The organism is Deinococcus hopiensis KR-140, from assembly GCF_900176165.1.
GTDB lineage: Bacteria > Deinococcota > Deinococci > Deinococcales > Deinococcaceae > Deinococcus > Deinococcus hopiensis.
This window is the reverse complement of the sequence record NZ_FWWU01000007.1, coordinates 150,961-175,899: the sequence shown is the minus strand read 5'-3', so window position 1 is coordinate 175,899 and position 24,939 is coordinate 150,961. Positions and strand designations below refer to the sequence as shown.

Genomic DNA, 24,939 nt, shown 5'->3' with positions numbered 1-24,939 from the left:
GGGCCTCTTCCGCGTCTCCCAGCCCTCATTCAGCGCCCAGAGGACATTCACGGCGGGTGAGGGCGGCCTACAGCGGTACGATCGCCTGCATGGCATGGCAGTGGCCCGTTTCGTTACCCGGAACGGTGGGCAGGTGGGCGTCCACGAGACCCCAGTGCAAGTGCTGCGGGACAGTCTGGAGCCCCTGGAAGTGGAGGCGCTGGATACGGTGCTCGATCTGATCGCTGCCAAGCAGCTCTACCGGGGCGACGAGCACTGCCGCAAGGTCGAGCGCTTTCGGGCCGCGCAGAAGCACTACCATGGTCGAGGACGCCATGAAGACCATCGAGGCGCTTGGCATCAACGTCTCCCGGCGCATGGCCCGGCTAGAGGACGTGTCGGTGAACAACGTGCTCTGGGTCGACACCACCGCGCGCCCGCTGATGAAGGACGGCCTGGCGGGAATGCTGGCCGGAGCGGTGAGCGTAAAGGCCCCGAAAGTCACCGGGAAGAACGTCGCAGAGATCGGCATCGAACCGTTCCTGGCGGACGTGCTGCCCGGCGCGCAGTCCATGAAGCTGCTCGTCGAGCCCGCGCTGTCGGGGCACTTCATGACCCTCACGACCGCTGCCGAGGAGGGAGGCCGTGTGCCGTTCAAGTGGGACAACCCATTCGCGTGGTCGTACGCGGGCGGCGTGACCGACAGCATCACCGAGTGCGTCAAGTCCGCAGGCGGCAACGTCCGCGCCCTGCTGCGTTTCAGCCTGTCATGGACGAACACCGACGACCTCGACATCCACCTGAGCTACCGGGGCCAGGGGGGCCGCCAGGAGCAGATCTCCTTCCGCAACCGCACGTCGCGTCTCAGCGGCCTGCGCGGCGGACTGGATGTGGACATGAACGTTCGCGGCGAGACGCGCGTGCCCGTCGAGAACATCGCCTTCACGCAGCTGCTGCCCGGAACCTACGCGGTGTCGGTGAACAACTTCAACCGGCGAGAAAACCGGGACGTGGGCTTCACCCTCCAGGTGGCCGACGCGGCCGGGCTGACCAACTACGCGTATGGGGTGGCGGTGGCCCACAAGCAGACCGTCGAGTGCCTCACGGCGACCGTGGACACGCAGGGCAACGTGACCTACAGCGTCGCGCCAGCCCTCTCGCAGACGTCCGCGGAAGTGACTGGCGAGAAGTGGGGCGTGCCGTTCGGGCACTACGCCGAGGTGCGCTGCGTGATGCTCAGCCCAAACCACTGGGACGGGCGTGAGGTCGGCAACAGGCACTGGTTCTTCATCCTCAAGGAGGCGAGGGCCGACGAGCAGCCGCGCGGCCTTTACAACGAGTACCTGCACGCCGACCTGGCAAAGCACCGCAAGGTGTTCGACGTGATCGGCGAGCGCACCCGGCCCGTGATCACCGGGGAGCAGCTCAGCGGCATCGGGATTTCTTCAACGCTGCGCCGCTCCGCCGTCTTCGAGGTGAGCGCGTCAGCGGGCAGGCGCACCTACCGCGTCCAGTTCTAGTTCCGTTCATCGGCCCCAAGGAGGCACCGGATGACCACCGTCAACCTGTTCGAGTACGCGTCGCGCAAGAAGCTCCGCTACGACACCGCCAAGGGCCAGCTCAGCGCCGAGCAGCTGTGGGAGCTCCCGCTCACGCACGACAACCCGGCGGTCACGACGCTCGACAGCGTCGCGCGCAGCGTCCACCGGGAGCTCCGGTCCGTGACCGAAGAGAGCTTCGTGCAGCTGAGGAAGGGCGACCGCGAGGCGCACCTCACCCTCAAACTCGAGCTCGTCAAGCACATCATTGGCGTGAAGCTCGCGGAGCGCGAGCAGGCCGAGCGGGCCAGGGCGCTCCAGCAGGAGAAGAGGCAAGGAAGGCAACGGTGCATTTCATCTGTGTAATGTCGTTCGCCTCCGTGGCAGACCGTTGATCGCTCCTTAAAGTCGTGGGTGGAATGCCAGCACAAAGAGTGGAGCCATCTCCGGACCCCCGCGTTCTTCGCCCTGACGGAGAGATTGGAGTTCACCGAGAGCAGCCGGGAGAGAAGCTTCCGGGACGCGGTAATGGTTGATCGGCCCTTCCGCCATCCGCTTCAGCCGCTTCCACAGCCATTCGTCGTACACCGCATTGAGGATGATCAACGGCGTCTCGCGCACGTTCCTGACGTAGCTCACTACACGGTAATGCCCGCCCACTTTTAAGCGCGCCATGGCAGGCAGTCCATGCGCCGTTCGGGACGTCAACGCTGGAGCTCGGCGGACTCCTTCCACAACCGCCGTAGGCACCAAGCGAAACTGCGCCGGCAAGTCAAGAACGTCCGGCTCAAACCGCAACCACACACTGCTGCCCCGTTGCTCCGCCTGCCCAATAATCTCGCCCTCGTCCGTCACCGCCAGGTACGCCGGTGCACCCATCATAGAAGCCCTCCGTTCCATACCTGCCTTCCCGCGCAGCGACTTCCCTCACACCTCCCGTTTCACCCAAAGGACGCCATGGTGTCCTCCTCAGCCACGTTCCCGTGCACGACGCTTATGCAGCATTACCAAGGTACCCACCAGTCCGCTGGCCTCATCCGACGGAACCAAAACCTTCCGCACCACCTCCGGGTGCACCCTCCCGCATCATGTCCGGTCGTGACGCCGGCTCCTCAAGAACAGCCAGCACTCCTCCCTCGCCCTCAAGCAACTGCCACACCTCCTCGAGCAACTCAAATGCTGTCTTCGGCCCCGTCTTGCTCGGCATCACCTTCACAGGCGCTGCACCCCCGTCCTCGTCCGTGCGTTCGTCTTCCTCTTGTCCCCCAGATGGACGAGGCGCCCTATTCTGATCGCGCCAACCATGCAATTCGGAGCCACCGTCATGAAGGAACAGATCGCGCCGCACAGCTTCAGGGGGAGTAGAGTCAGACCCAGAGAGATCTTGCGTCTCGACTCTGTTCATGACAGGCTCAAAAAGCGAGGGGGTACCGTGAAGTCCGGTACTCCCAAAGGGCATCTCCCGCACATCTTGTCCTGCTGTTGCAGCAACTCCTGAAGAGGCACGCCGTACTGTCGCGACGATCTCCAGAATTCGCTCCCGATACGCTTGAAGGCGCTTCGAACCCAAACCAGGCATGTCCTCAAACTCCGCCATCGTCCGTGGCCGGTTGCAGTTGCGGTCAGCGCGATTCGCGGAACCTGGGGGAATTCCCGTTCGAGAACGCTGAGTTGCTGGTACTCGGGGCGGAAGTCGTGGCCCCATTGGGAGACGCAGTGCGCCTCATCAATCGCGAAGAGGGCGATCTGCGCCTGGCGCAGCAGCTCCAGGGTACGGGGAAGGAGTAGGCGCTCCGGGGCGATATAGAGGAGGTCGAGGTCGCCACCCAGCACGGCGTGCTCCACAACGCGCGAAGCCGAAGGGGAGAGCGCCGAGTTCAGGTACGCCGCCCGGACGCCCAGCTGCCGCAGCGTGTCCACCTGGTCCTTCATCAGGGCGATCAGGGGCGAGACGACGATGCCGACGCCGCGTCTGAGCAGGCTGGGCAGCTGATAACACAAGCTCTTGCCGCCACCTGTGGGCATCAGGACGAGGGCGTTGCTGCCCCCGGCGACCGTCCGGACGATCTCCTCCTGCACGCCGCGAAATTGGCTGTACCCCCAGACACGCTGCAAGATCTCCAACGCTTGAGGGAGGACAGTGCCGGTCATCTCCTCCAGTCTACTGCGTTCTGCCATAAACAGAATCAGCACCAACACAAACCTCCCGTCATTCGTTTCCCTGAAGCATCCCCCTCCAATGGCGGCAAATTGGCAGAGATCACAATTTCCTAAGGCACGAAACCCTGTTGGCAATTCTGTTGTAAACTTAGTAAGAGTTGAGGACGTACGTCCTCCAAGGAGACCTATGGCAAAGGAAACCACAAAAGAATTCGGTGTTCCCACCGACAGCAAAGAGCGCACCAAGGCCATCGAAATGGCCATGACGCAGATCGAGAAGCAGTTCGGCAAGGGCAGCATCATGAAGCTCGGCGCCGACAGCAAACTCGACGTGCAGGTCATCTCCACCGGCAGCCTGAGCCTCGATGTCGCCCTGGGCGTCGGCGGCATCCCCAAAGGCCGCGTCACCGAAATCTACGGCCCCGAGTCGGGTGGCAAAACCACCCTCGCCCTCTCCATCATTGCCCAGTCCCAGAAAGAAGGCGGCACCTGCGCCTTTATTGACGCCGAGCATGCGCTGGACCCCGTCTACGCCCGCGCCCTGGGGGTGGACACCGATCAACTGCTCGTCTCGCAGCCCGACAACGGCGAGCAGGCGTTGGAAATCATGGAACTGCTCGTCCGCTCGGGCGCCATCGACGTCGTGGTCGTGGACTCGGTGGCTGCGCTGACGCCGCGCTCGGAAATCGAAGGGGAAATGGGCGACTCGCTGCCCGGCCTCCAGGCCCGCCTGATGTCGCAGGCCCTTCGCAAGCTGACGGCGATCCTGTCCAAGACGGGCACCGCGGCCATCTTCATCAACCAGGTGCGCGAGAAGATCGGCGTGATGTACGGCAACCCCGAAACCACCACGGGCGGACGGGCGCTGAAGTTCTACTCCAGCGTGCGCCTGGACGTGCGCAAGGTGGGCGGTAAATCCAATATGGTCGATAACGTCGCCGTCTCACACACCGTGAAGGTCAAGACCGTGAAGAACAAGGTCGCGCCGCCCTTCAAGGAAGTCGAGCTGACCATCGTGTATGGCAAGGGCTTCGACGCCATGGATGACCTCGTGACCCTGGCCACGAACTTTGAAGTCATCAAGAAGTCGGGCAGCTTTTACAGCTACCGCGAGGAACGCCTCGGTCAGGGCAAGGAGAAGGCCATCGCCTTCCTGGCCGAGCGCCCCGAGTTGCTCGCCGACATTCGCGAGCAGGTCCTCGCCCAACTGCGTGGCAACACGCCTGCCCTTCCCACCACCGCAGAAGCCCTCCCCGCCGACTGACCCTCAACTTGAAAGAGCGGCGTGCCCGTTCGGGCACGCCGCTCTCCATCTTCCTGTGAGCTCCTCGGCCTACATTCCCTGCGCGGCAGCGTACTGGGGGCGTGCTGGAGCAGCGATCAAGCCCTGGGCAGCACGCACGGCATTTATATACCACTGCCCTGAAGCGCTTTGCTGAATACATGCGAGGGCTTTTTGAGCTGCCTCGCAGCGGTCCTTCCCGTAGACCTTGAGGCTCGTCTGAGTCAGCTCGGCCGTGACCCGGTCCGGCATGACCCGCAGGAACAGCACGACACCCTGATATACGAAGCGCACCGTCGCCCCTGTCTGGTCCACGAGGGTGTTGGGCACCAAGGTAAAGTGCGGAGGATCAACCTCTCGAAGCGAGTCCGAAAAGGCCTGGAAGGTCGCCTTCAGCGCGGAATTGAGCTGCATACGCTCCTCCGTCGCAGCAGCGCGGAGCACCGTGCGAGCCGGATGCCGGGGCAGCCCGTATTGCACCGTGATTCCCCCGTTCCCATGGCGAGCCAAGCAGACGATCCGCGGTTCGCGCTGCCGGTGACGGTGCCGATCAGCAAATGCCAGTAAGGCGACTTCCCCCCACTGCGCTTCCCGCATCAGGGGGTTCACGACAGCGTTGCCCTCACCCCCTGCGACTTGCGTGCTGGGTCGCCCCACGGCCTTACTTCAGTTCGCCGTGCAAGGTGGACGCCACCTTCTTCACTGCACCTTCGTGCAGCGCGAGGAGTTCCTCAGCCGTGGCGCGCTGCAGGGCACGGAACGCATCAAAGTCACGCGCAGCACTGCCCGTGAGGCGGCCGACGTTGCCCTGTACCGTGAAGTGCGCTTCAGCCAGGGTCGCGAGGTTCGTGGCGGCATTCTTGTGCCGAGCACTCAGGAACGCCTGAAGGATGCCCCCGTCCTCGCTGCGCTTCATCAGGTCGCGCTGCAGGCTGCGGTCCTTGATCCGGGTGATGACGTCCCAGGCCGCGTCAGCGAGGAGTTCCGCGGCGCTGGTGGGACGGGCGTACTCGACGGTGAGTTGCTCACCTTCAATGGTCTGGGTGCGCCAGACGCGGTAGGTGAGGCTGTTTTTCTCAGGGGTCCAGAGCGTCTCGAACTCCCGGGCGTCCTCGATCAGCACACGCAGTTGAGCCGGGCTTTTGATTGCGGTTCGGTGGCCTTCACCGAGAACAGGCCAGGAGCTGAGGCCGTTCTCGTCAGGGGCGCTCATACTCGCGTAGGCAGAAGCGATGCGGGCCGGGTCAGCATTCAAATCAGCGGCGACACGGCCGTCCGCGAGCAGTTCAATCGTCTGCCCAGTCCAGCGCGCCGTGTGCTGCAGGTGGTGCAGTCCGAAACCCCAGCGGTCCTGTGCCTGACGCAGCAGGTGCGTGAGTTGGGCGTCCACGTCGTTGGTGTCGGGCTGAGCGGTGATGGTCTGGACGTCTGCGGTGATGGCGGCGGTGGCGAGGAGGGCCTGGAAGCGGTCGATGCCGATGCTGCGGGTGTTTGTCTTTGCCATTTTTATTACCCCTTTTTCTGCTAATGGCGTAATTATAGATGAAAGAAGAGATGAAATCGAGGCCTACGCCTCCTCGCAGACGCACAAACAGCTCATCCTGACGTTCACGGCTCAGCATCGAACAGCCCAGAAGTCACTAACATCCATAAAGCTCGAGGGCTGGTCAGGAAGCAAAGGGATCACTACCATACAGCAGGAATTCTCCAGGCCCAAGCTGAACACGGTAGGTACCAGGAGATCCACCAGGGACGGTCTCGTGCCTGGAAGACGAGGAGTAACGTATGCCCGCAGGTCGAGTGAAATGGTTTAACGCAGAAAAAGGCTTTGGATTTATTGAGACTCCGGGGAGCCCGGACGTGTTCGCGCACTTTAGCGCGATCTCGGGAAGCGGCTTCAAGAAGCTGAACGAGGGCGACGAAGTCGAGTTTGAGGTGGAAGAAGGCCAACGCGGCAAGGGCCCTCAGGCCAAGAACATCGTCGTGACGAAGGCCGCTCCGGCTCCCGCCTACGGCGATCGTCCTCAGCGCCGCGACGACCGCTGGTAAGCCAGACAGAATGGGAAAGAGAGCCTGAAACGGCTCTCTTTTTTCCTTTTACCCGCTTACACCATCTTCTACGGTCGCGCCTCAGCTCACACGGCCTCATCAGCCCTGCTGGACGCCGCGCCCAAAGAGCTTCAGGTCGACCCATGCTTTTGGCAGTGGCCGCACCCGGTGGTGAGCCCGGCCGAGGTGAACGAGGGGCGGGCGGCGAAGGAAGCGGGCGACCTGTATCTGCGGTACGACGGGCCGGCCGTGGTGCTTCAGGAGTTCTGGGCGCCCCTGAGGCAGCGTGACTGAGTCGCCTGGAAGGGTCGGCGAATGAGCGTCAAGCTGGCGTAAAGCATCCTGAGCGCCGTTCAGGCCTCATAGAACCCGAGCCGGTGCCCACTGGGGGTGCGAACCGTGAACGTGCGGCCGAAAGGCATGTCGTGCGGGGGCTCCACGACGTCGGCCCCCCGGTCCACGAGCTGGGCGTGGTACTGCTCGAGATTCGGCACGATGAAATAGACGCTGACGCCGGTCCCCACGGGTGGGGTGAGGCCCCCATCTGTGCGGAGGGCCAGCCCGGCCCCACTGGCCTGCACAAAGGCGTTGGCACCGGGGCGCTCCTCGGTGACCTCGAAGCCCAGCACCTCGGTGAAGTAGGCGCGGGCGGCAGCGTAATCGGGCGTGTGCAGCGTGACGAAGGCCAGGATGGTTTTCATATCCCCAGTCTTTGCCCTTCTCGTGACAGCCCTATGTCAGGAGCTTCGTTGCCTGTGACGAAGTCGAGTGTGTCGTGAGCGGGATGCTAATCAGTGAAGACCTGGTGGGTCACTTGCCTTAGGTGAGCGGTTTCCCAATCTCGAGGATGCCCAGGGGGACTTAGGCCAGGACAGGTTTGCGTTCTCTCATCCTTCAGGTGTCTGAACACCTACGTCCGTGGCGAGTGATCCACTACGCTCGACCTGTTGTCTCGAACCGATCCAGCGCTTTATCAGGCCAAGCGCCAGGCGCGCAGCCATGACGCGCGAGGCGGGTGACGCCACCCCTCAATCAAGGCCGTATGGGTGGCCCGATTTGGCACACATGGAGATAAGCGTCGTCCATCTGGGGACACCCTCATGACGTCCCGCAAACTCCATACCGCTGAATTCGAGCGTTTTGGCTGCACAACTCGCTCAACACAGCTGAGGGAGATCCCTCCAACAACTGGATACGAGCGCCGCATCGTCCTGCGCGCCCGGAAAGGGACCTTGCGCCCTTATCCCTGCACCCAGGAGTCTCCATTCTCGTCGTCAATGACGAGACCTAAGGGGCGGAACTTGACGCGCTGCGCTAGGGAACACTGCTCCGCGACACCGGAAAAGTCACGATTCCGGACGATTCCCCACCTGCTTGCGTACCCATACCCCAGGATCACAAGCCGCCGATTGACTGGACTTGTTTGACTCAAGACAGCAAAGAAACACGCCCAATTCAGGGCGCGTTCTCCTTTATGGTCGGGAAGACAGGATTCGAACCTGCGACCCCCTGGTCCCAAACCAGGTGCGCTACCGGCCTGCGCTACTTCCCGATTATTGGGGTGATCAGCCAGACTTGAACTGGCGTTTCCTGGTCCACACTCAGGCGTCTTGCCGTTGGACGATGACCACCATACAGGGAAAAGATGAGTCTTTGCCTTTGGTCGAAACGGAGGGAGCGAGGGCCCTCAACAACACGGTCCTTCATCGTGGGCGTCTACGAGGTGCGCCACGTTTCGAGAATGGAGCGGTCCTAACGGGATTTGAACCCGCGACCTTCCGGCTGACAACCGGGTGCGCTCCCCCTGCGCTACAGGACCACGAAGATGACCTCAGCCGGGTTCGAACCGGCGCTCTTCTGGGTGAAAGTCAGATGTGTTTACCACTCCACCATGAGGCCAGAGAAAGGCGACGAGCAGATTTGAACTGCTGAAACCCCCTTTTGCAGAGGTGGGGGTTAAGCCGCTTCCCTACGTCGCCGGGGACGGAGAAGCAGGGCAACCAGAGTCTGAGGGGCGCGCTCAGACCCTGAGGCGGTGTTCTGGACAGACGAGAGATTCTCGGAGATCTCGCGCCGCTGGCTGGCCACCGTGTTCCGAGGGGCATACGCGCGGCCGCTCCAGATCCTCCAGGCGGCCAGCAAGATGCGGCGCGAGGTGGGGGTGGAAGTAGAGGAGCGTGTTCATGCTCGGCAGTCTACGGGCGCGGCAGAAGCCCGCCATGCGCCAGGTGGCGGGGCAGATCTCTAGGCCACGTGGTCAGGACGCTTTCCGGCACAGGCGCTGGATGGCCAATTTACGTACATGGTCGGTAGGCTGGTGACGTGGGTCCATCTTTGCCGTCCTGGCATTCCACGCGTCGCGGGCGGGCCGGCTGACCGCCCACGACCTCTCGGGCCCCGGCTCTGCCCAGCTCTGTCCCACGGCGCGTGGAGTGAAGCCATCAGGAAGAAGCATGACCGGGCCCACGTGCGCGCGCCACCACCGGGAGCGCGTCATTCGTCGGTGTCTTTTGCTGGCCTCCACCTGGGCAGCGCCCCAGGAACCTGGCCGCTGGACGCTCTGGGTCTTCAACAGGTGCCTGGGCGTCTTATCACCGCGATCTCCCCCCACGGGCGGTATGGTTCTCCAAATACAGTCGGTTGACCGCCTCAGGACACGGGCGGGTAACTGCCTGTCAGGTAGCGCTGTACCGACGGCGCAACAGCGTGAATCAGTGCGTCGAATTCGACTTCGACCATCGCTTCAACCTGCACGATGTACCGTGCCAGAGCGACCCCTGTGAGCTGGGCGGTGGCCAGAGCGACGCGAAGATGAGGTGCGTCTGCTGGAAGGTACTTCGCTGTGGGGGCCAGCAGGGCCGCTCCCAGAAATCCCCGGAGGAGCTGGGCTGCGGATTCGTGCGAAACTGCTGAGCTCAGCATGGCCCGCAGCGCCATACCCGTTTCCGGTTCTTCCCAGAGGGAGAAATAGGTGCGGGTAAGACGCTCTCCAATCCTGGCCGGGTCACCCTCAAAAGCGGCGGGCATCCGTGCCAGGACGTCAGGGGGGAATGAGAGACAGGCAGCAAAGAGCTCATCTTTCGTTTTGAAGAAATGCATGACCAATGCAGGATCAACTTCTGCTGCAGTGGCGACAGCGCGAATGGTTGTTCCCGCGTAACCGTATCGCGCAAAGCTTTCGCGGGCGGTAGAGAGAATGGCCTGGCGGGTTTCGCTGTTTCCGGGCCGGCGGCCTCCTGGACGCTTCATCCCCAAAGTATATCAACGGCTGTTGAATTCAACAGTTGTAGAGTTTATGCTGGACCCAAGCGTGAAGGACGTCGGCGTCCACCTCGCCCCATCCGCACTGCTCCGTGCATTGCCGGTCACTGCTTCATACCCCTTCGAAAGCTTCATCTGAGGAGCGCACCGTGTCAGAGAAACTGCGAATCATCGGCCTTGAGGAACACATCGCCTTACCTGTCGTCCTGGAAGCGTGGGCACGCGCGGGTGTCCCACAGCTTGGACACAGCGGTTTCGGCGACGATCCTTTCGCCCTCCGACTGCGCGACTTCACTGACCAACGCCTGGCTGCCATGGACAATCAGGGAATCGACGTCGCTGTTCTGGCCCTCAACTCCCCCGGCGTCCAAAACCTTCCGGCTGCCGACGCTGTCACAGTTGCCCGTGAGGCAAACAACGTCCTGGCGGAGATTGTCAGAGGCAATCCGCAACGCTTTCAGGCGCTCGCTGCCCTGCCGACCGCTGACCCTGACGCCGCTGCGGAGGAACTCGAGCGCGCAGTCACGCAACTCGGCTTACGCGGCGCGATGCTCTATGGCCGCACCGGTACGGTTCTGGCAGACGCTCCTGAATTTGATCCCGTATATGCCGCGGCAGAGCGGCTCCGCGTCCCCCTGCACTTTCACCCACAGACGCCGGTGCCGGCTGTCCTCGACGCATACTATTCTGGTCTGGGCGGCACGGGAATGGGCCTCGCCACCGCTGGACTCGGATGGTATTACGACCTGGGGGTACAGTTTCTGCGCATGATCTTTTCTGGTGTCTTTGACCGTCACCCAACCTTGCAGGTGATCGCCGGTCACTGGGGAGAGGTCGTGCTCTTCTACCTCGACCACACGGGTATCCTCGCGCACAACGCGAAGCTCGAACGTCCCCTGATTGATTACTTCCGCCAGAACTTCTGGGTTACCGGCAGCGGCACCGTGAGTGAGCGCTACATGCGCTGGGCAGCAGAAGTCATGGGAACGGAGCGAATGATGTATTCGACCGACTATCCGTACACATTCGGCACTCGGCCAGGTGGTTTCCCCTATCTGGATACGAGTCGGGGTGTCGCAAGGTCCTTCCTGGAGCAAGCACCGTTTACTCAGGCCGAGAAGGCCGCTATCGGTTCTGGAAACTGGGAACGCCTCACCGGTCACGTCACAGCGAAAAGTTCAGCCTCATTTCCGCGTACTCGCTGAACGTCCGCTTCATTGGCACTTCGAATTTCGGCATATCCACTCCTGGTGGCAGCGCCTTCGTGGGTTTCTTTCAGTCTCGCCTCAAATCCAGCCAATCACTCTGTGGTGAGGTTGAGGTGTAGCGCGGGTGTCCCCTCACTGGGACGCTGGCCACACATCGCTTTGAGCACGTCGCCCACCCGCTTGAAGGGGAGGAACTGGAGCCTGCACGCTCCCTGGGAACGCCGCCTGTCGTCTGTGGTGACAGCGTGGACAAACCTTCACCTCGGCCGGGTACTCGGTCACGCGCAACCAGACTTCGGGCAGGTCGAGCACTTGCCAGGCCATTACGCCTTGCACTTTCGACTTCGTTCCAGTGCTGCCCGCAGGGACACGTTCCCGTGACAGGCAGCACCACGACTTCATTGGGTGAGGCGCTCATCTTCGAGGTGGTTCCTGGTGCCCTCCCTGACCACCAGGAGGGCGAACGCCCTTCTGAAGTTCTCTTCTGCCAGGCTTGGTTTTGCTGGGGGTTGATGGGAGGTCTGGCTGGTCTTCGCGAGGCTGGCTTCCAATTCGCGAATCTGCGCTTGTAGACGTTCACAATGGCCCGTCATGTTGCCGGAGTAACTGTTCCGGTCCCTGGGAAAGAACGCTCATGCTCCGATCTGCCGCTTCCTCCGTCTGCCTGTTCTCGGAAGCGGCAGGGCTCGCGTGTGGCAGAACATCGTCGGTGCGGTAGGTCGTAGGCTGCGCAGCGATGATTGACGCCGTAATCTCTTCCGCTCACCGCGCAGTCCTGTGGTCTGCCCTCACGTCTCTGCCCGTCGCCTGGGACGCGGTGCCCCAGGCGGGCGTGACCTTGCCCGGGGCATTCGTCTCGTACACAGCAATGCGCCGGACAGCGAAGTGGACCATCTGATTGTGACGCTTCACGAGTCCGAAGCCCTTGAGGATCTCACGTACGGGATTGGTGATTACACCGAGGAGGAGCTGGCAGATCCCTACGGGGTGATCGACCGGTACTACGCGCAGGGTCTTGAGCTGGTGCGCGACATGGTGGCTGAGGCCGCAGGTGTCCTGGGCGAGCCCACGGAGACCAACCCGGAGGCCCGGGTCAAAGCGAGAGCGGGCTGCTGCGGGACCGCACCATCTCGGTGGGACTCACGCAGGCAGATAAGGAGTGCCCGATTGAGGTGTGTGGCTGCTGCCTCCGGGCATCACGGCGTACGGCCTGGGGCTTTGAGCGGCCTCTGCCTTGAGGGTGGCGATCAATCTCCCGGATCTCGGTCTGGACCGCTGCAGGGGCCGTGCCAAGGCGCTCTTCGAGCACGCGTGTGCACCTGGGGGCGAAGTGATTGATCAAGGAGGCGCCGGGATCTGCCGGGCTTTTGCAGGCGCGCCTGCGCTCGTTCTCGACCCCTCTGAGCAGGCGGTCAAATCCAGCGGTGCGTGTTCCAAGGAACACGCACCGCTCGTCACTTGGGCGGATCCACACTGCAGGCACAGGGATAATGACCGCGGTGGGGCAGGAAGACTCGCCTACCCCCCCACATGCACCATTGGGCGGAGCTGCCGGTTGGGCTCAGCCCGGCGCAACACCTCCCGGGTGAGTGGGGCGATGTCACCCTCACCAAACAGCAGGAAGCGTCCTGCCGCTGCCACCGGACTATCCTCGATCCACTCGAAATACACGTCTGGACGCTGCTTGTAGGTGTCGCGGACATGCAGCAAAAACGCCGCGATGGCATTGGGGACCGCGCTCGACTCAATCCGCAAAATGCGGTACCCGGCCACCTCCACCCCCTGAACCTCCAGCACATCGCTGAACTCGCTTGGATCTGACACCGTGACTTCCAGGAACAGGACGGGCTCGCCGCTCGGGATGTGCGTTTCGGCGCGCACCTCGCGTTCCTTCTCGGTGTATTCGGCGGCATCACCGGCATTGAGTTCGTTTGCAATGAAGCGCAGGTCCTTCGCTGCCGCTGCCTCCTCCAGAAAGCGGCGGGCCAGATCGTCGAGTTCCACCCGCTCGGTCCGCAGTTCAGTCGCGCGGCTAATGCGCGAGATAATGGATACCGCCAGGATAGCCAAGATGAACAGCGCACCGAGTCGCAGGCCGCTCAAGTCATCGATAAATGTGACAACGAGGGTGTAGCCAAAGACCAGGCTCACCAGGCCAAAACCAAATGCTTGTCCCCGGGCCTTGCGCCGGAGCGCCGAAAGGGTCACCGCCACCGAAGCGCTGCCGATCAAGACCAGGACGCCCGTGGCATAGGCGGCGGCCTGGGCGTTGACGTTGGCGCGAAAGATCAGGGTGAGCAAGACGCTGACCGCCGTATAGATCAGCACCAGAGGACGGTTTGCACGTGCCCATTCTGGAGCCATGCCGTAACGTGGCAGGTACCGGGGCACGATGTTGAGCAGCCCCGCCATCGCGGAAGCGCCTGCAAACCACAGGATGAGGATGGTGCTCACGTCGTACACCGTGCCGAACGTCTCTCCCAGCCGCTCGTGGGCCAGGTAAGCCAGGGCACGTCCCGACGCCTCGCCGCCCTCCTTAAAGGCCTCAGGCGGAATCAGCAAGGTGGTCGCAAAAGACGAGCAGATCAGCATGACGCTCATGATTAACGCCGCACTCGTTAGCAGCGTGCGGGTGTTCCGAATGCGGCCGGCTGGGTTCTCCTCGGTATCCTTGGAATCTCCCTTGACGAGGGGCATGACGACGACGCCCGTCTCAAATCCCGAGAGCCCCAGCGCGAGGCGGGGAAATACCAGCAGGGCTGCGCCAATCAGGGCGAGTGGATTGGCATAGCTTCCTGAAAGGGCCTGCATCCAGTGGGAGAACACGCTGGGGTGAGCCAGCACATACCGAAAGGCGTCTACGATGACCACGGCGTTCAGACCCAGATACGCGATCACGAGGACCACCGCGATGCCGATGGCCTCGCCAAAACCCATCAGGAACACACCGCCCAGAAGCAGAATCAGAATCAGGGTGAGGGGGACGTTCCAACCCTCGACGTAATGGGCAACGAGGGGGTTTTCGACGATATGTGCGGCCGCATCTGCCGCCGACAGGGTGATGGTAATGAAAAAGCCTGTGGCGACGAACCCCAGCAGGGCGAGCACAAGAAGTTTGCTCTGCCAGCGGGTAAGAAGGCGCTCCAGCATGGAGATGGAGCCGTCACCGTGTGGACTTTCCCCAGCCACCCGCCGGTACATAGGTAACGCGCCAAACAGCGTGACGAGGACGAGGACGAGGGTGGCAATGGGGGAGAGGGCGAGCGTCCCAGCGGAGATGGCGGCCAGAGCCGCGATGCCCGGTTGATAACCGAGGGTGCTGAAATAATCCACGCCCGTGAGGCACATGACTTTCCACCAGGACTGGGTGTGGTGCTGGGCATGGGGTTCGCGTTCGTAGAACCCTTCGGGGTTTTCCCGCTGTCCCTGGAGCAGCCATCTGCGGAAGGAGGAAGGCTTTTGGGAGACGGTCGGACGTTCAGCCATACCGCCCATAGTGGGGGACGAAAGGAAGCATGCAAAGCAAAGGTGACTCTGAGCACGCTGCTCGTCCTCGTGCTAATCAGTCACGAGAGAGGTCAGGACAGCCCATAACGCCGTCCATTTCGTATTTTTTGCTCTCGGGGTCAACCCCTATTCGCGGTGAAGTTGTCAGCGCTGTTCTGCGGGCGGACACAGAGGTCATAGGTGGCGGCAGGACCACGTTCAGATCGCACCGATAACGGCGCTGCCACCGTTGCCCATTGACCGTGCGCAGGTAAAAACCTTTTGGAACCTCGAAGTGTGGAGCTAGTGCGTCTGAATCAGATTGGGGTGAACGTTTGGTCCAGGGGCGGGCCATCAAGCGGATCTTCACCTGGTACACGAGGTTCTCCACTGTTTCCGTTGTCCCCTACCGTGGGTCTGGACTTCGAGGGCCAGGCAGAGGCCAGCTCCATCACCCAGCGCCGCTTCAATACCACGAATCCCGTGGGCATGGGAGCGGTGGGAACGACGCGCACACCATACCAGGCTTTCGCTTCCTGCACAATCTCCAGATCAGCCGGGTCCCGTTCCTCGAAGGAAAGGCCGCGCCGCGCGAACCACAGGCGCAGGGCGTGGCAATCGGGGCAGGTAGGGAGTGTAAAGGGGCAGACCCACATCCGCCCCTCTGCACCGAGCGTGCGGTGTCAGAGATACTTGAAGACGTCCATCAACTCGTCCACGAGTTCTTTTTCGTCGCCGCGGGTCGCGGCGGTCGCGACGTGCGCTTCGAGGTGCCCGCGCAGGACTACGCCCGCCGCTCCGTCCAACGCGCCCTGAACGGCCTTGATCTGCCGCAGCACGTCCACGCAGTACACATGTGGGTCTTCGAGCGAACGCCGGATGCTCTCCAGATGGCCCCGGGCAATAGCGAGACGACGCGCGGCCCGCTTGCGGCTGTCCTCCGGCATGCAGAGATGACCCGCATGTTCGTGGCCCTGCGTCCCCTCCTCGGGGATTTCAACGGGTAAGGGGATGGTCGTCTCTTTGGCCATCAGAGGTTCGCCACCTGAGCGCTGTAGCCTTCTTCCGCTACGGCGGCGATGAGCTGTTGCGGTTCGGCATCCCCCTGCACGACGGCTTTGCCGGTCTTCAGGTCCACCTGGGCGTCCTGCACGCCAGGAACACTTCTGAGGGCCCTGGTGACGCCCGCCTGGCAGTGACCGCAGGTCATCCCAGTGACGTTGAGTTCAATTTGGGGCATAGGTCTTCCTCCTAACCCTACGTTATATCCCCCCCCCAGGGATGTCAAGAAACATAGGGAGATAACGCGAACAAAAGAGGATTATTGCTTCTTCTACTTGCCAATCCTCCTAACATGGGTCTATGCTGACGCTATTCGGACCCCCTTAGGGGGGATAGGGGGAACAGGGCAATGTTGAAGACCATTGAACTCGGTGTGCAGGGCATGACCTGCGCGAGTTGCGTGGGCCGCGTGGAGCGCGGACTGAGGAAGGTCGAAGGCGTCTCGGAGGCCAGCGTCAATCTCGCCACCGAGCGCGCCACCGTAACTTTTGATCCCAGCGTCACTACACCGCAGGCACTGCTGAACAAGGTGCAAGACGTGGGTTATGAGCCCGTTGCCAGCACAGTAGACCTGAGCGTGCAGGGGATGACCTGCGCGAGCTGTGTCGGAAGGGTGGAACGCGCTCTACAAAAGGTGGACGGGGTAGTGGGCGCCAGCGTCAACCTCGCCACCGAACGTGCCACGGTGCAGTACCTCCCCTCCAGCGTTAGCCCCGGTCAGCTCAAGTCCGCCATCAGAGAAGCCGGATACGAGGTGTTGGAAGAGCAGGTGGGCCTCAGCCGTGAGGACCAGGAACGCGAGGCGCGCGAGCGCGAGGTGACGCACCTGCGCCGTCAGGTACTGTTCAGCGCCGTGTTCGCCGTGCCCCTGCTCCTTCTGGCGATGGTGCCCATGCTGGTTCCCGGCGTTGAGGACTGGCTGATGAACACCTTCGGGCACGGCGTGATGACCACCTTGAACTGGGTCATGCTGGCCCTCGCGGTGCCGATCCAGTTTGGCCCGGGGCTACGCTTTTACCGCCTGGGGTGGAAGAGCCTGAAGAGCAGGTCACCCGACATGAACGCGCTGGTCATGATTGGCACGTCCGCGGCCTTCTTCTACAGCCTGGTCGCCACGCTCGTTCCCCGTATCTTTCCTGAGGGCACCGCGCACGTGTACTACGAGGCGTCGGGCGTCGTGATCACGCTGATTCTGCTCGGCAAGTATTTCGAAGCTGTTGCCAAGGGCCGCTCCAGCGAGGCGATGAAGAAGCTGCTGTCCCTGCAGGCCAAGACGGCCCGGGTGGTACGTGGTGGGCATGAACTGGAACTGCCTACCGATGAGGTGTTGGTGGGCGACCTGATCTCCGTTCGCCCCGGCGAGAAGATTCCTGTGGACGGCGAAGTGGTGCAGGGCGCGAGCTTCGTGGACGAAAGCATGATCACCGGTGAACCCGTCCCCGTCAGCAAACAGGCCGGAGCGGGCGTGGTCGGCGGCACCATCAACGGGAATGGAGCGCTGACCTTCCGGGCGACCAGGATTGGCGCGGATACGGCACTGGCTCAAATCATCAAGCTGGTAGAAACGGCACAGGGCAGTAAGCCGCCCATTCAAGGTCTGGCCGACAAGGTGGTGGCAATCTTCGTTCCAGTTGTCCTGGGCATTGCGGCCCTGACCTTCCTGCTGTGGCTGATCCTCGGCGGGCAAACAGCGCTCTCCTTCGCCCTCATCACAACGGTGGCGGTGCTGATTATCGCCTGCCCCTGCGCGATGGGACTGGCGACCCCCACCAGCATCATGGTGGGCACGGGCAAGGCCGCCGAACTCGGCGTGCTGTTCAAGGGCGGCGGCGCGCTGGAAGGCTTGCAGGACGTGCAGGTGGTGGCCCTGGACAAGACGGGTACCCTGACGAAGGGCAGGCCGGAACTGACCGATCTCGTCGCCGCGTCCGGCTTTGACCGCATCACCGTCCTGAAGCTTGTGGCTGCTGCTGAGGAGCAGAGCGAACATCCCATTGCGCGGGCCATCGTGGACGCCGCGAAACGCGAAGGGATCGCGGTCGTGAAACCCGAAACCTTTGAGGCGGTGCCTGGATACGGCCTTGAAGCGCGTGTTGAGGGGCACCTCGTGCAGGTGGGAGCAGACCGGTACATGGCAAAGCTGGGGCTGAATGTGGGTCTCCTTGCATCCAAGAGCGGACAGCTCGGCGACGAGGGCAAGAGTCCGCTGTACGCGGCTGTGGATGGTCAGCTTGCGGCTGTGATTGCGGTGGCCGATCCCATCAAGGCAGGAACTCCGGAAGCGGTGCAGGCCCTGCACCGGATGGGCCTCCAGGTCGCCATGATTACTGGAGACCATGCCCGCACCGCCAACGCCATCGCCCGTCAACTCGGCATTGACACCGTGCTGGCCGAGGTACTGCCCAGTGGCAAGAGCGACGCCATCAAGGAACTTCAGTCCGGGGGGCGGAAAGTCGCCTTCGTTGGTGACGGGCTCAATGACGCTCCAGCGCTTGCTCAATCCGATGTGGGCCTCGCCATCGGTACTGGCACCGACGTGGCCGTCGAGACAGCGGACGTGATCCTGATGTCGGGAGATCTACGCGGTGTGCCGAACGCCTTTGCCCTCAGCCGTGCGACGTTGCGCAACATCCGCTTGAATCTCTTCTGGGCCTTTGCCTACAACATCGTCCTGATTCCCGTTGCGGCGGGCGCGCTGTATCCGGCATTCGGCATGCTGCTCAGCCCTGTTCTCGCCGCTGCTGCAATGGGATTTTCCAGCGTCTTCGTCCTGACCAACGCCCTGCGGCTGCGCGGCTTCCGGCCTCCTGTAAAGCCTGACGCGCTCCCCGTCCGCGGAGTCTCCCCCGTACACGCCTGACCACCTTCATCCGGCGGGAAGCTGTCACTTCCCGCCTTTTCCCCAAGGAGATCCATGCCCAAGTTGAACGTTGGCCCCTATGTCGCTTCCCTCAAAACCACCCCCGCCCTCGTCCGTGACCGTCTGGCCTTTCTCGAACGTGCACGCTTGCGAGACGAAGTGCCCACTGTCGCTGGAATGCCCCTGGTGGGGCTGGGTGGCTCCTGCGGCAAGCCCGCGTTCTTGTTGCCCTACCTGGTGCAGTGGAACGAGGAAAGCACCCTCACGTTGGAGGAGGTGGCCACTGAGTTCGACTGTTTTGTGGAATACGGCGCGTATCCCCACCTCAAGCTCAATGATGGAGGGCAGGAGGTGGCAGCGGTGCAGGACTGGAGCAACATGGGAATGGTGTTCGTCCGGCCAGGTTACGAACGTGGCGAGGAACTGTTGGTGCGCCTCAAGCTGGCCCTGGCTTCCGCCGTGGGCGCCTGATCCACCGCAGCAGTAAAAGGCCCGAGCTTAGCTGCACTTCGGGGAAGATTCACAGGCCACGCGCGTCCTAGTCGTGCAACAGCCTTGTCGGCCTGAGCACTCAGGGCCGAATGGTGCTGTTTTGAACCCCTTGATCTGGGTTTCACGATTGGCGCCGTGAGCCCATTCCTCCGCCCGATCGAAGGGCAGCCGCGCCTTCTCTCCGTCACAGCACGAAGTCGTTTCAACATTGTACGGGTGCGGAAATGCTGTGCCATGCGGTTTCCGGATCATCCGTTCCATCCCCTTCCCTCCGCCCCGGTGATTCCACGCCTCTCCGTCACCGTTTTTCCTGCATGCTCCGCTCGGGTTCATTGGTTGTGAAATAACGGATGAACCCGAATCATTGGCACACAGCAAACGCACGCTCTCCTGAATCTCCCCAAAGTACAGTTAGGGGACCTCTTTTTGCACCGTAACTTTCTCGCGAACAGCGGGGAGGGTAAACGTGAATGTGCTGCCCCCGTAACTGGACGTGACGTCTATTCGCCCACCCATCTGCTCGACAAGGCTCCGCGCGATGGTGAGACCAACGCCACTGCCATCCCCACGTGTTCGCGCCGCATCCACCCGGTAGAAGCGCTCGAAAATGCGGTCCAGATGCTCGGGAGGAATGCCGCTGCCCGTGTCCTGCACCTCAAACGTCACCTGCTCTGCTCCTCCCCGGGCCACCATGCTGACCCGCCCACCTTCAGCAGTGTGCCGGAGGGCATTTGTCAGCAGGTTTGACAGCACCTGCAACGCGCGCTCGAAATCGGCGTGCACGGCCAGAAGTTGCGGTGCTCCCGTCCATGACAGCGTGACTCCCCGCTCTTGGTAGGCTTCACCAAAGCGGTCTACAGCTGCAGTGAACAACCGTTGTGAACTGAACGTATGGGGATGCAGCGTGACTTGCCCCGCTTCCACCCGGGAGACGAGGCCCAGGTCCGCGGCCAGGCGTTCCATGACGTGAACTTCCCGCTGGACGGCTGGGGCCACTTGCTCCGGCCGCATCACACCATCGGTGAGGGCCTCGGTGTACCCCCGCAACGCTGCCAGAGGGGTACGGAGTTCATGCCCAACGTTCCCGATTAAGGTGATGCGGTCCTGCTCCACCCGTCCCAGCGAAGCAGCCATGACGTTAAAGTTGTGGGCGAGTTCCGTCAATTCGTCCCTTCCCGTTTCGGGGAGTCTCCGGCTGTACTGCCCAGCGGCAAGGGCCTGACTCCCCGCAGACAGGAGCTGTACGGACCGCACGATGCGGCGGGAAGTCAGAAAGGCCGTCAGCGCTGCCATCAGAACCGCGAAGGGCAGGGCGGCGATGAGGGCATTGTTGAGGGTGCCGCGCATGCCGCGTTCCAGGTCCGGGCGCAGGGCACTTCCCTCCGGACCGAGGAGCGTGACCATCTGCTCGACGTGATGCCGGTAAAAGCGTGGGGCGGTCAATTCAGCGATCAGGAACAAGGCGGCCAGGGCGATGAGGATCACCAGCAGGTGCCCGAGAAACAGGCGCGGAAACAGCTTCACCAGACTTACCCTACCGCCTCGTCCCGGAAGCGGTAGCCCATGCCGCGCACAGTCTCAATGAAGCGCGGCTGCTCCGGCTGCTCGCCCAGCTTTTTTCTCAGCCCGGCCATATGAACGTCCACCACACGTTCTACCCCTGGAAAGTCGGCTCCCCAGACCCGTTCCAGGAGACGGTCCCGGGACCAGACAAAGCCCGGATGGCGCGCGAGGGTCAGCAGCAGGTCGAACTCCAACTTCGACAGGTTGAGGTCCCGGCCATCCAGGCGGGCCGTACGGGTCTGTTCCGCCAGTTCCAGTCCTCCCAGGATCACGCTGTCCTGAATGCGGGCGCGGCGGAGCAGGGCCCGAACACGGGCCACCACTTCACGGGGAGAGAAAGGCTTGGCGACGTAATCGTCCGCCCCCACCTCCAGGCCCTGCAACCGGTCCTCCTCCTCCCCCCGGGCAGTAAGCAGCAGCAGGGGAAAGTCTGGCTGCGCCCGCCGCTGCTGCCGGGCCAATTCCAGACCACTGACGCCCGGCAGCATCCAATCCAGAATCGCCAGGTCAGCCTCCAGAAGTCGCGCGCGTCCCATCAGACCGTCCTGCGCCTCCAGAACGGTGTGTCCTTCGGCACGCAGGTAGGCCCCCAGAATTTCCAGGATGGCAGGGTCGTCATCAACAATTAAGATGCGCGCCATGGTCGCCTCCAGCGTAAGGGTGGCCCGACCATCTGATGGGGCCGCGGGCCTGGCAAGGCCAGTTTTATTTGGTGAGCCACTGCTTGAAGGCGTACATCTCGTCAGCTTGCGCCTTGATGATGTCGCGTGAGAGCTTTAGTACCCGGGCGTCACTGCTTTTTTGCAGGGCAAGGCTCGCCATATCGAGCGCGGAGGCGTGATGGAGCAACATGCCCTGTAAGAAGACCTGATCCGGGTTCTTGGCCGTTTTCACCGAAGCCGTCATGCCCTTCATTTCGCTTGCCATCATGCCCTGCATCCTCGTATCCGTACCGCCCAGGGTCCCCAACCACGGATTCATGGTGTTGATCTCGCGGGTCTGGTCCCGGATGATGGCGGCGGCCCAGGCCTTGACCTGCACGTCCTTCAATCGGCCTTGCGCGGCCCTGCTCATATCGGCGGCCCTCTGATGGTGGGTGACCATCATGGAGAGGTAGGCGCGGTCAAAGGCTTTCCCGCTGAGTGTGGCGAGACCACCCATGTCCTGCATCTGCTGGGAAACAGGGGCTGTGCTGGAGGTCATGCTGTGCATGCCGTGGTCCATCTGGGCCCGACCGGGCACGCCCGTGAGGGTCAGGGCCGTGAGGGTCAGGGCCGTGAGGCCGATTCGGAAGAAGGAACTCGTCTTCATGCGGCCAACCTACAGCGGCTCTGTTCAGCTTCTGTAAAGGCAGTGGCAGGGCGAGAACTCCCATCAGCACAAAGAAAGTTACCTCTTTATCTGCTCCTCGGGACAGCGTTACAGCAGTTTTACAAAAAAGAGTCGGGGCGGAAAACCTATGGCATGGGGGATGGATAGGCCAGCCGCCCGAATTCCAGGGGCTGCAAACCGTGCCCTCGCTGTGGCCACGCTACTACAGGGCCAGCACAGCGGGCAACGTCAGCTCGGAAGTCATTCAGCGGTACAACGCGGAACAGAAGACGAGGGATTGATGGACTGCGAGGCATTTTGGCCAGGAAAGCGTATTGTGAGGCATACGCGCACCATAGGGCAGCGCTCCTATGGTGCTGGCTTTCCATCTCATGGGAAGGGCGTGTCCTTCGCAGCCCAGGCGCACCCAGTTCACTCCGTCGGCTCCAGGCCCCCCCTGAAGCCTGACAGGGCGGCATCGCCGGTGAGGAGCGTCAGGAAGGCGGGCACGATCTCCGGGTCGAGGTGCGCTCCAGCCACCCGTTCAAGCTCAGCCCTCGCCTCCTCACGGGTCCACGCTGCCTTGTAAGGCCGCTCACTCGTCAACGCGTCATACACGTCCACCACCGCGAAAATTCTGGCGAGCAGCGGAATACCCGTCCCCGCCAGTCCATCCGGATATCCCCCGCCGTCCCACCGTTCATGGTGGTGCCGCACGACCCCCAGCGTCTCGGCGGGAAGCGTGGGAATAGGGGCGAGGATGGTGTACCCCACCTCTGGGTGCGTCCGCATCTCCCCCCACTCGCCTTCGGTGAGCATGCCCGGCTTGAGCAACACCCGGTCTGAAATGCCCATCTTCCCCACGTCATGCAAGTACGCCCCCCACCGCAACGCGTCGAGTTGTGCTCCACTCAACTCAAGCGTTCGGCCCAGACGCTCGGCCAGATCCACAACACGTGCGGTGTGACCGTGCGTGTCGTGGTCCCGGTATTCGAGCGCCCGGCCAAGTGCTTGAAACGTCTCCTCCCGCGCCGTATCCAGTTGTTGCACATGCTGCTGGCGCTCCAACATCACGTTGACGTGGTCAGCGAAACTTCGCATCAGCTGCCGGAGGTCAGGACTGATCCGGTCCTCCGTTCCAGACGCGAAAACGAACACACCCCGGACAAGCCCACCCGTTATCAGGGGGACCGAGCAAAATGACCGCCAGAAGCGCCGCGGCAACGCTTCTGCTGGGTCAAAAAGCGCTTCATCAGCCGCCGCGAAAAAGAGTTCACCCCTCAGCGTGGCCAGGCCAGACCGGCCAAGGGCGCGTAAGTCGTTCTTGTGGGGCAACAGGGCCAGCGCCTCATCGGTGTGGGAACCCCGTGCCCACCGGAGGGTGAAGACCGTGTCCACGATGTCAACGTAGAACGCCTGTGGAAATCCCGTGACGGCCATGGCCCGCTCGAGCACCGTCAGGATGAGGGCGGCCGGGTCCACGGTCAAATCAAACGCGTTCACGAGGTCCAGCAGGTGCCGGTAACGGTCAGCGGCTTGCCGGTGTGCACGGTCTGATGCCCTGAGTGCCTCAATGGCCCGTACACCGCTGCTGACGTCACGCGCGTTCACCACGAAACCCTGCACGTCCGGATCCGCCAACAGGTTTTGCCCCATCACGTCCAGCCAGATCCACCCCCCTGCCTTGTGCCGTACGCGAACCCGGGTTCGCAACGGAGCGCCAGGTTTCGTCAGAACGTCACCCACCATGTGCGCGTCATCGGGGTGCAGCACGTCCAGCAGTTGGAGGTGATGCAGGTCTTCCTCGGTGTACCCGAGTAGCGCCGTTACGCTGGAACTCAGGAAGTTGACCTTCCCGTCCTCTCCGAACACCAGCACGATCCCGCCGCTGTACTGGAGCACCTTCTGGTCCCATGCCGCCCGGCGCAGACGGTACAGCACGCCCGCACACTGAAGCGCGAACCCCTCCACAAAAGCCCACTCAAACCCATCGAGGGTACGCCCGCTGTCCCAGCTGAACGTCAGGGTCCCGTTGACCTTCCCCTCGAGCAGGAGGGGAAGGGCGACAATGGCCTGCATCTCCGGAAGACGAATGAACGTGAGGTGCGGATACCGCTCCTCCCAGTCGCGCACTGTCAGGTAGATGGTACGTTGCTCAAGGACAGCGTCCGTAATGGGCAGGCCCGGTTCTACGGGAACATCACGGAACTCGTGGAGGCGCTCCTCGCTGTATCCCATAGCGTTCACCCGGTGCAGGCTTTGGGTTCTGGGGTTGTAGGTGCAGATGCTCGCGGAGTGTGCCCCCAGGGCTTGCCCTGCCCACTCCAGAACCTGCTGTATGACGTCATGGGAAGCGGGATACACCGTGAGGTGCCGCGTAATTGCGCGCTGTATGGTCGACAAATCCGCAGACGTCACTGACTCTTCGCTGTTCACGAAGCCCTCCTCAGCGGCCCATCTCGCCGGCGGCCACCGTCAGCTTAACGTCTGCCTCTGGTCTTGACGTGCTGATTCACGCAAAGGGGTTGTCACAGCAGCGAATTGCGCCCCAGGCCACAGAGTAATCAAAGTTCTTCAATCGTGACTCCCCAGCAGCCCCTAAAGTATTTATCTAAATTACGCCGCGAGTGGAAGGGCGCCCCTCACGGTTCCATTCTCCCCGATGATCGTTCACTTTCACTCGCCCTG

The 24,939-nt window shown here is 62.5% G+C and carries 23 protein-coding genes, 5 tRNA genes and 2 pseudogenes; 8 read left to right on the top strand and 22 right to left on the bottom strand.

Annotation, left to right across the window (positions count from 1 at the left end):
• Window positions 1–67: 67 nt before the first annotated feature.
• Entirely contained in the window at window positions 68–301 is a 234-nt protein-coding gene (locus B9A95_RS09455) for a hypothetical protein (protein WP_139806627.1), read from the bottom strand.
• Here B9A95_RS09455 and B9A95_RS09450 point away from each other — a divergent pair.
• Together B9A95_RS09450 and B9A95_RS09445 are read left to right on the top strand one after the other, a co-directional pair.
• Window positions 300–1,499 (top strand): hypothetical protein, encoded by a 1,200-nt coding sequence (locus B9A95_RS09450; protein WP_084046749.1) that lies wholly within the window; start codon window positions 300–302, stop codon window positions 1,497–1,499. The genes B9A95_RS09455 and B9A95_RS09450 overlap by 2 nt on opposite strands.
• 30 nt (window positions 1,500–1,529) lie before the next feature.
• On the top strand, window positions 1,530–1,883 hold the full coding sequence (locus B9A95_RS09445; protein WP_084046748.1) for a hypothetical protein: 354 nt from the start codon (window positions 1,530–1,532) through the stop codon (window positions 1,881–1,883).
• Window positions 1,884–1,919: 36 nt separating this feature from the next.
• Here B9A95_RS09445 and B9A95_RS09440 read toward each other — a convergent pair whose 3' ends face one another.
• Both B9A95_RS09440 and B9A95_RS09430 read right to left on the bottom strand, forming a co-directional pair.
• Window positions 1,920–2,399 carry a hypothetical protein gene (locus B9A95_RS09440; RefSeq protein ID WP_084046746.1) on the bottom strand — a complete coding sequence of 160 codons (480 nt, stop codon included), beginning with the start codon at window positions 2,397–2,399 and terminating at the stop codon, window positions 1,920–1,922.
• A 722-nt stretch (window positions 2,400–3,121) separates the two neighbouring features.
• Window positions 3,122–3,668 (bottom strand): annotated as a pseudogene (locus B9A95_RS09430) (RecQ family ATP-dependent DNA helicase); the annotation flags it as partial.
• 196 nt (window positions 3,669–3,864) lie between these two features.
• Here B9A95_RS09430 and recA point away from each other — a divergent pair.
• Window positions 3,865–4,941, top strand: a complete 1,077-nt coding sequence (gene recA, locus B9A95_RS09425) for a recombinase RecA (protein WP_084046743.1) — start codon at window positions 3,865–3,867, stop codon at window positions 4,939–4,941.
• 69 nt (window positions 4,942–5,010) lie between these two features.
• Here the strand turns inward: recA and B9A95_RS31930 are convergent, their stop codons facing one another.
• Together B9A95_RS31930 and B9A95_RS09415 are read right to left on the bottom strand one after the other, a co-directional pair.
• Entirely contained in the window at window positions 5,011–5,373 is a 363-nt protein-coding gene (locus B9A95_RS31930; RefSeq protein ID WP_139806626.1) for a hypothetical protein, read from the bottom strand.
• A gap of 247 nt (window positions 5,374–5,620) precedes the next feature.
• Complete coding sequence (locus tag B9A95_RS09415; RefSeq protein ID WP_084046740.1) at window positions 5,621–6,463, bottom strand: hypothetical protein; 843 nt, start codon at window positions 6,461–6,463, stop codon at window positions 5,621–5,623.
• A 281-nt stretch (window positions 6,464–6,744) separates the two neighbouring features.
• Between B9A95_RS09415 and B9A95_RS09410 the strand changes: the two genes are divergently transcribed.
• Complete coding sequence (locus B9A95_RS09410) at window positions 6,745–7,008, top strand: cold-shock protein (protein WP_084046739.1); 264 nt, start codon at window positions 6,745–6,747, stop codon at window positions 7,006–7,008.
• Between the two features lie 353 nt (window positions 7,009–7,361).
• On the opposite strand, the gene B9A95_RS09405 is transcribed toward B9A95_RS09410, so the two are convergent.
• The 9 genes and pseudogenes from B9A95_RS09405 to B9A95_RS37010 all read right to left on the bottom strand — a co-directional run.
• Complete coding sequence (locus B9A95_RS09405; protein WP_084046737.1) at window positions 7,362–7,709, bottom strand: VOC family protein; 348 nt, start codon at window positions 7,707–7,709, stop codon at window positions 7,362–7,364.
• A gap of 774 nt (window positions 7,710–8,483) precedes the next feature.
• A tRNA-Pro gene (locus B9A95_RS09400) sits at window positions 8,484–8,560 on the bottom strand.
• A 5-nt stretch (window positions 8,561–8,565) separates the two neighbouring features.
• A tRNA-His gene (locus B9A95_RS09395) sits at window positions 8,566–8,639 on the bottom strand.
• A 116-nt stretch (window positions 8,640–8,755) separates the two neighbouring features.
• Window positions 8,756–8,827, bottom strand: a tRNA-Asp gene (locus B9A95_RS09390).
• A 7-nt stretch (window positions 8,828–8,834) separates the two neighbouring features.
• Window positions 8,835–8,907 (bottom strand) — tRNA-Glu (locus B9A95_RS09385).
• 6 nt (window positions 8,908–8,913) lie between these two features.
• Window positions 8,914–8,987, bottom strand: a tRNA-Cys gene (locus tag B9A95_RS09380).
• 41 nt (window positions 8,988–9,028) lie between these two features.
• Window positions 9,029–9,193 carry a hypothetical protein gene (locus tag B9A95_RS33495; protein ID WP_170928544.1) on the bottom strand — a complete coding sequence of 55 codons (165 nt, stop codon included), beginning with the start codon at window positions 9,191–9,193 and terminating at the stop codon, window positions 9,029–9,031.
• 464 nt (window positions 9,194–9,657) lie between these two features.
• Window positions 9,658–10,035 (bottom strand): TetR/AcrR family transcriptional regulator, encoded by a 378-nt coding sequence (locus tag B9A95_RS35250; protein WP_245808223.1) that lies wholly within the window; start codon window positions 10,033–10,035, stop codon window positions 9,658–9,660.
• Window positions 10,036–10,077: 42 nt separating this feature from the next.
• Window positions 10,078–10,257 (bottom strand): annotated as a pseudogene (locus B9A95_RS37010) (TetR/AcrR family transcriptional regulator); the annotation flags it as partial.
• Window positions 10,258–10,418: 161 nt separating this feature from the next.
• Here B9A95_RS37010 and B9A95_RS09365 point away from each other — a divergent pair.
• Entirely contained in the window at window positions 10,419–11,474 is a 1,056-nt protein-coding gene (locus B9A95_RS09365; protein ID WP_084046731.1) for an amidohydrolase family protein, read from the top strand.
• A gap of 739 nt (window positions 11,475–12,213) precedes the next feature.
• Window positions 12,214–12,375, top strand: a complete 162-nt coding sequence (locus B9A95_RS33490) for a hypothetical protein (protein WP_170928543.1) — start codon at window positions 12,214–12,216, stop codon at window positions 12,373–12,375.
• A 620-nt stretch (window positions 12,376–12,995) separates the two neighbouring features.
• Here the strand turns inward: B9A95_RS33490 and B9A95_RS09360 are convergent.
• The 4 genes from B9A95_RS09360 to B9A95_RS09345 all read right to left on the bottom strand — a co-directional run bounded on the left by B9A95_RS09360 (window position 12,996) and on the right by B9A95_RS09345 (window position 16,203).
• Window positions 12,996–14,963: an APC family permease gene (locus B9A95_RS09360; RefSeq protein ID WP_084046730.1), complete on the bottom strand. Its 1,968-nt coding sequence runs from the start codon at window positions 14,961–14,963 to the stop codon at window positions 12,996–12,998.
• Window positions 14,964–15,280: 317 nt separating this feature from the next.
• Complete coding sequence (locus B9A95_RS35245; protein ID WP_084046728.1) at window positions 15,281–15,619, bottom strand: glutaredoxin family protein; 339 nt, start codon at window positions 15,617–15,619, stop codon at window positions 15,281–15,283.
• A 27-nt stretch (window positions 15,620–15,646) separates the two neighbouring features.
• Window positions 15,647–15,910 (bottom strand): metal-sensitive transcriptional regulator, encoded by a 264-nt coding sequence (locus tag B9A95_RS09350; RefSeq protein WP_084047135.1) that lies wholly within the window; start codon window positions 15,908–15,910, stop codon window positions 15,647–15,649.
• 83 nt (window positions 15,911–15,993) lie between these two features.
• The gene (locus B9A95_RS09345) at window positions 15,994–16,203 is read right to left on the bottom strand and encodes a CopZ family metallochaperone (protein WP_084046727.1); all 210 of its coding nucleotides are present in this window, start codon (window positions 16,201–16,203) and stop codon (window positions 15,994–15,996) included.
• A gap of 171 nt (window positions 16,204–16,374) precedes the next feature.
• Between B9A95_RS09345 and B9A95_RS09340 the strand changes: the two genes are divergently transcribed.
• Together B9A95_RS09340 and B9A95_RS09335 are read left to right on the top strand one after the other, a co-directional pair.
• Complete coding sequence (locus tag B9A95_RS09340; protein WP_084046726.1) at window positions 16,375–18,885, top strand: heavy metal translocating P-type ATPase; 2,511 nt, start codon at window positions 16,375–16,377, stop codon at window positions 18,883–18,885.
• Window positions 18,886–18,939: 54 nt separating this feature from the next.
• Complete coding sequence (locus B9A95_RS09335; RefSeq protein ID WP_084046724.1) at window positions 18,940–19,356, top strand: hypothetical protein; 417 nt, start codon at window positions 18,940–18,942, stop codon at window positions 19,354–19,356.
• A gap of 432 nt (window positions 19,357–19,788) precedes the next feature.
• On the opposite strand, the gene B9A95_RS09330 is transcribed toward B9A95_RS09335, so the two are convergent.
• From B9A95_RS09330 to B9A95_RS09310, 4 genes are all read right to left on the bottom strand, one after another.
• Entirely contained in the window at window positions 19,789–20,901 is a 1,113-nt protein-coding gene (locus B9A95_RS09330) for a sensor histidine kinase (protein ID WP_084046722.1), read from the bottom strand.
• Window positions 20,902–20,906: 5 nt separating this feature from the next.
• Entirely contained in the window at window positions 20,907–21,581 is a 675-nt protein-coding gene (locus B9A95_RS09325) for a winged helix-turn-helix domain-containing protein (RefSeq protein ID WP_084046721.1), read from the bottom strand.
• 64 nt (window positions 21,582–21,645) lie between these two features.
• Window positions 21,646–22,251, bottom strand: coding sequence for a DUF305 domain-containing protein (locus B9A95_RS09320; RefSeq protein WP_084046719.1), 606 nt, complete (start codon window positions 22,249–22,251; stop codon window positions 21,646–21,648).
• 432 nt (window positions 22,252–22,683) lie between these two features.
• A complete protein-coding gene (locus B9A95_RS09310; RefSeq protein WP_084046718.1) occupies window positions 22,684–24,687 on the bottom strand; it encodes an HD domain-containing phosphohydrolase in 2,004 nt (667 codons plus the stop codon).
• Window positions 24,688–24,939: the final 252 nt, after the last annotated feature.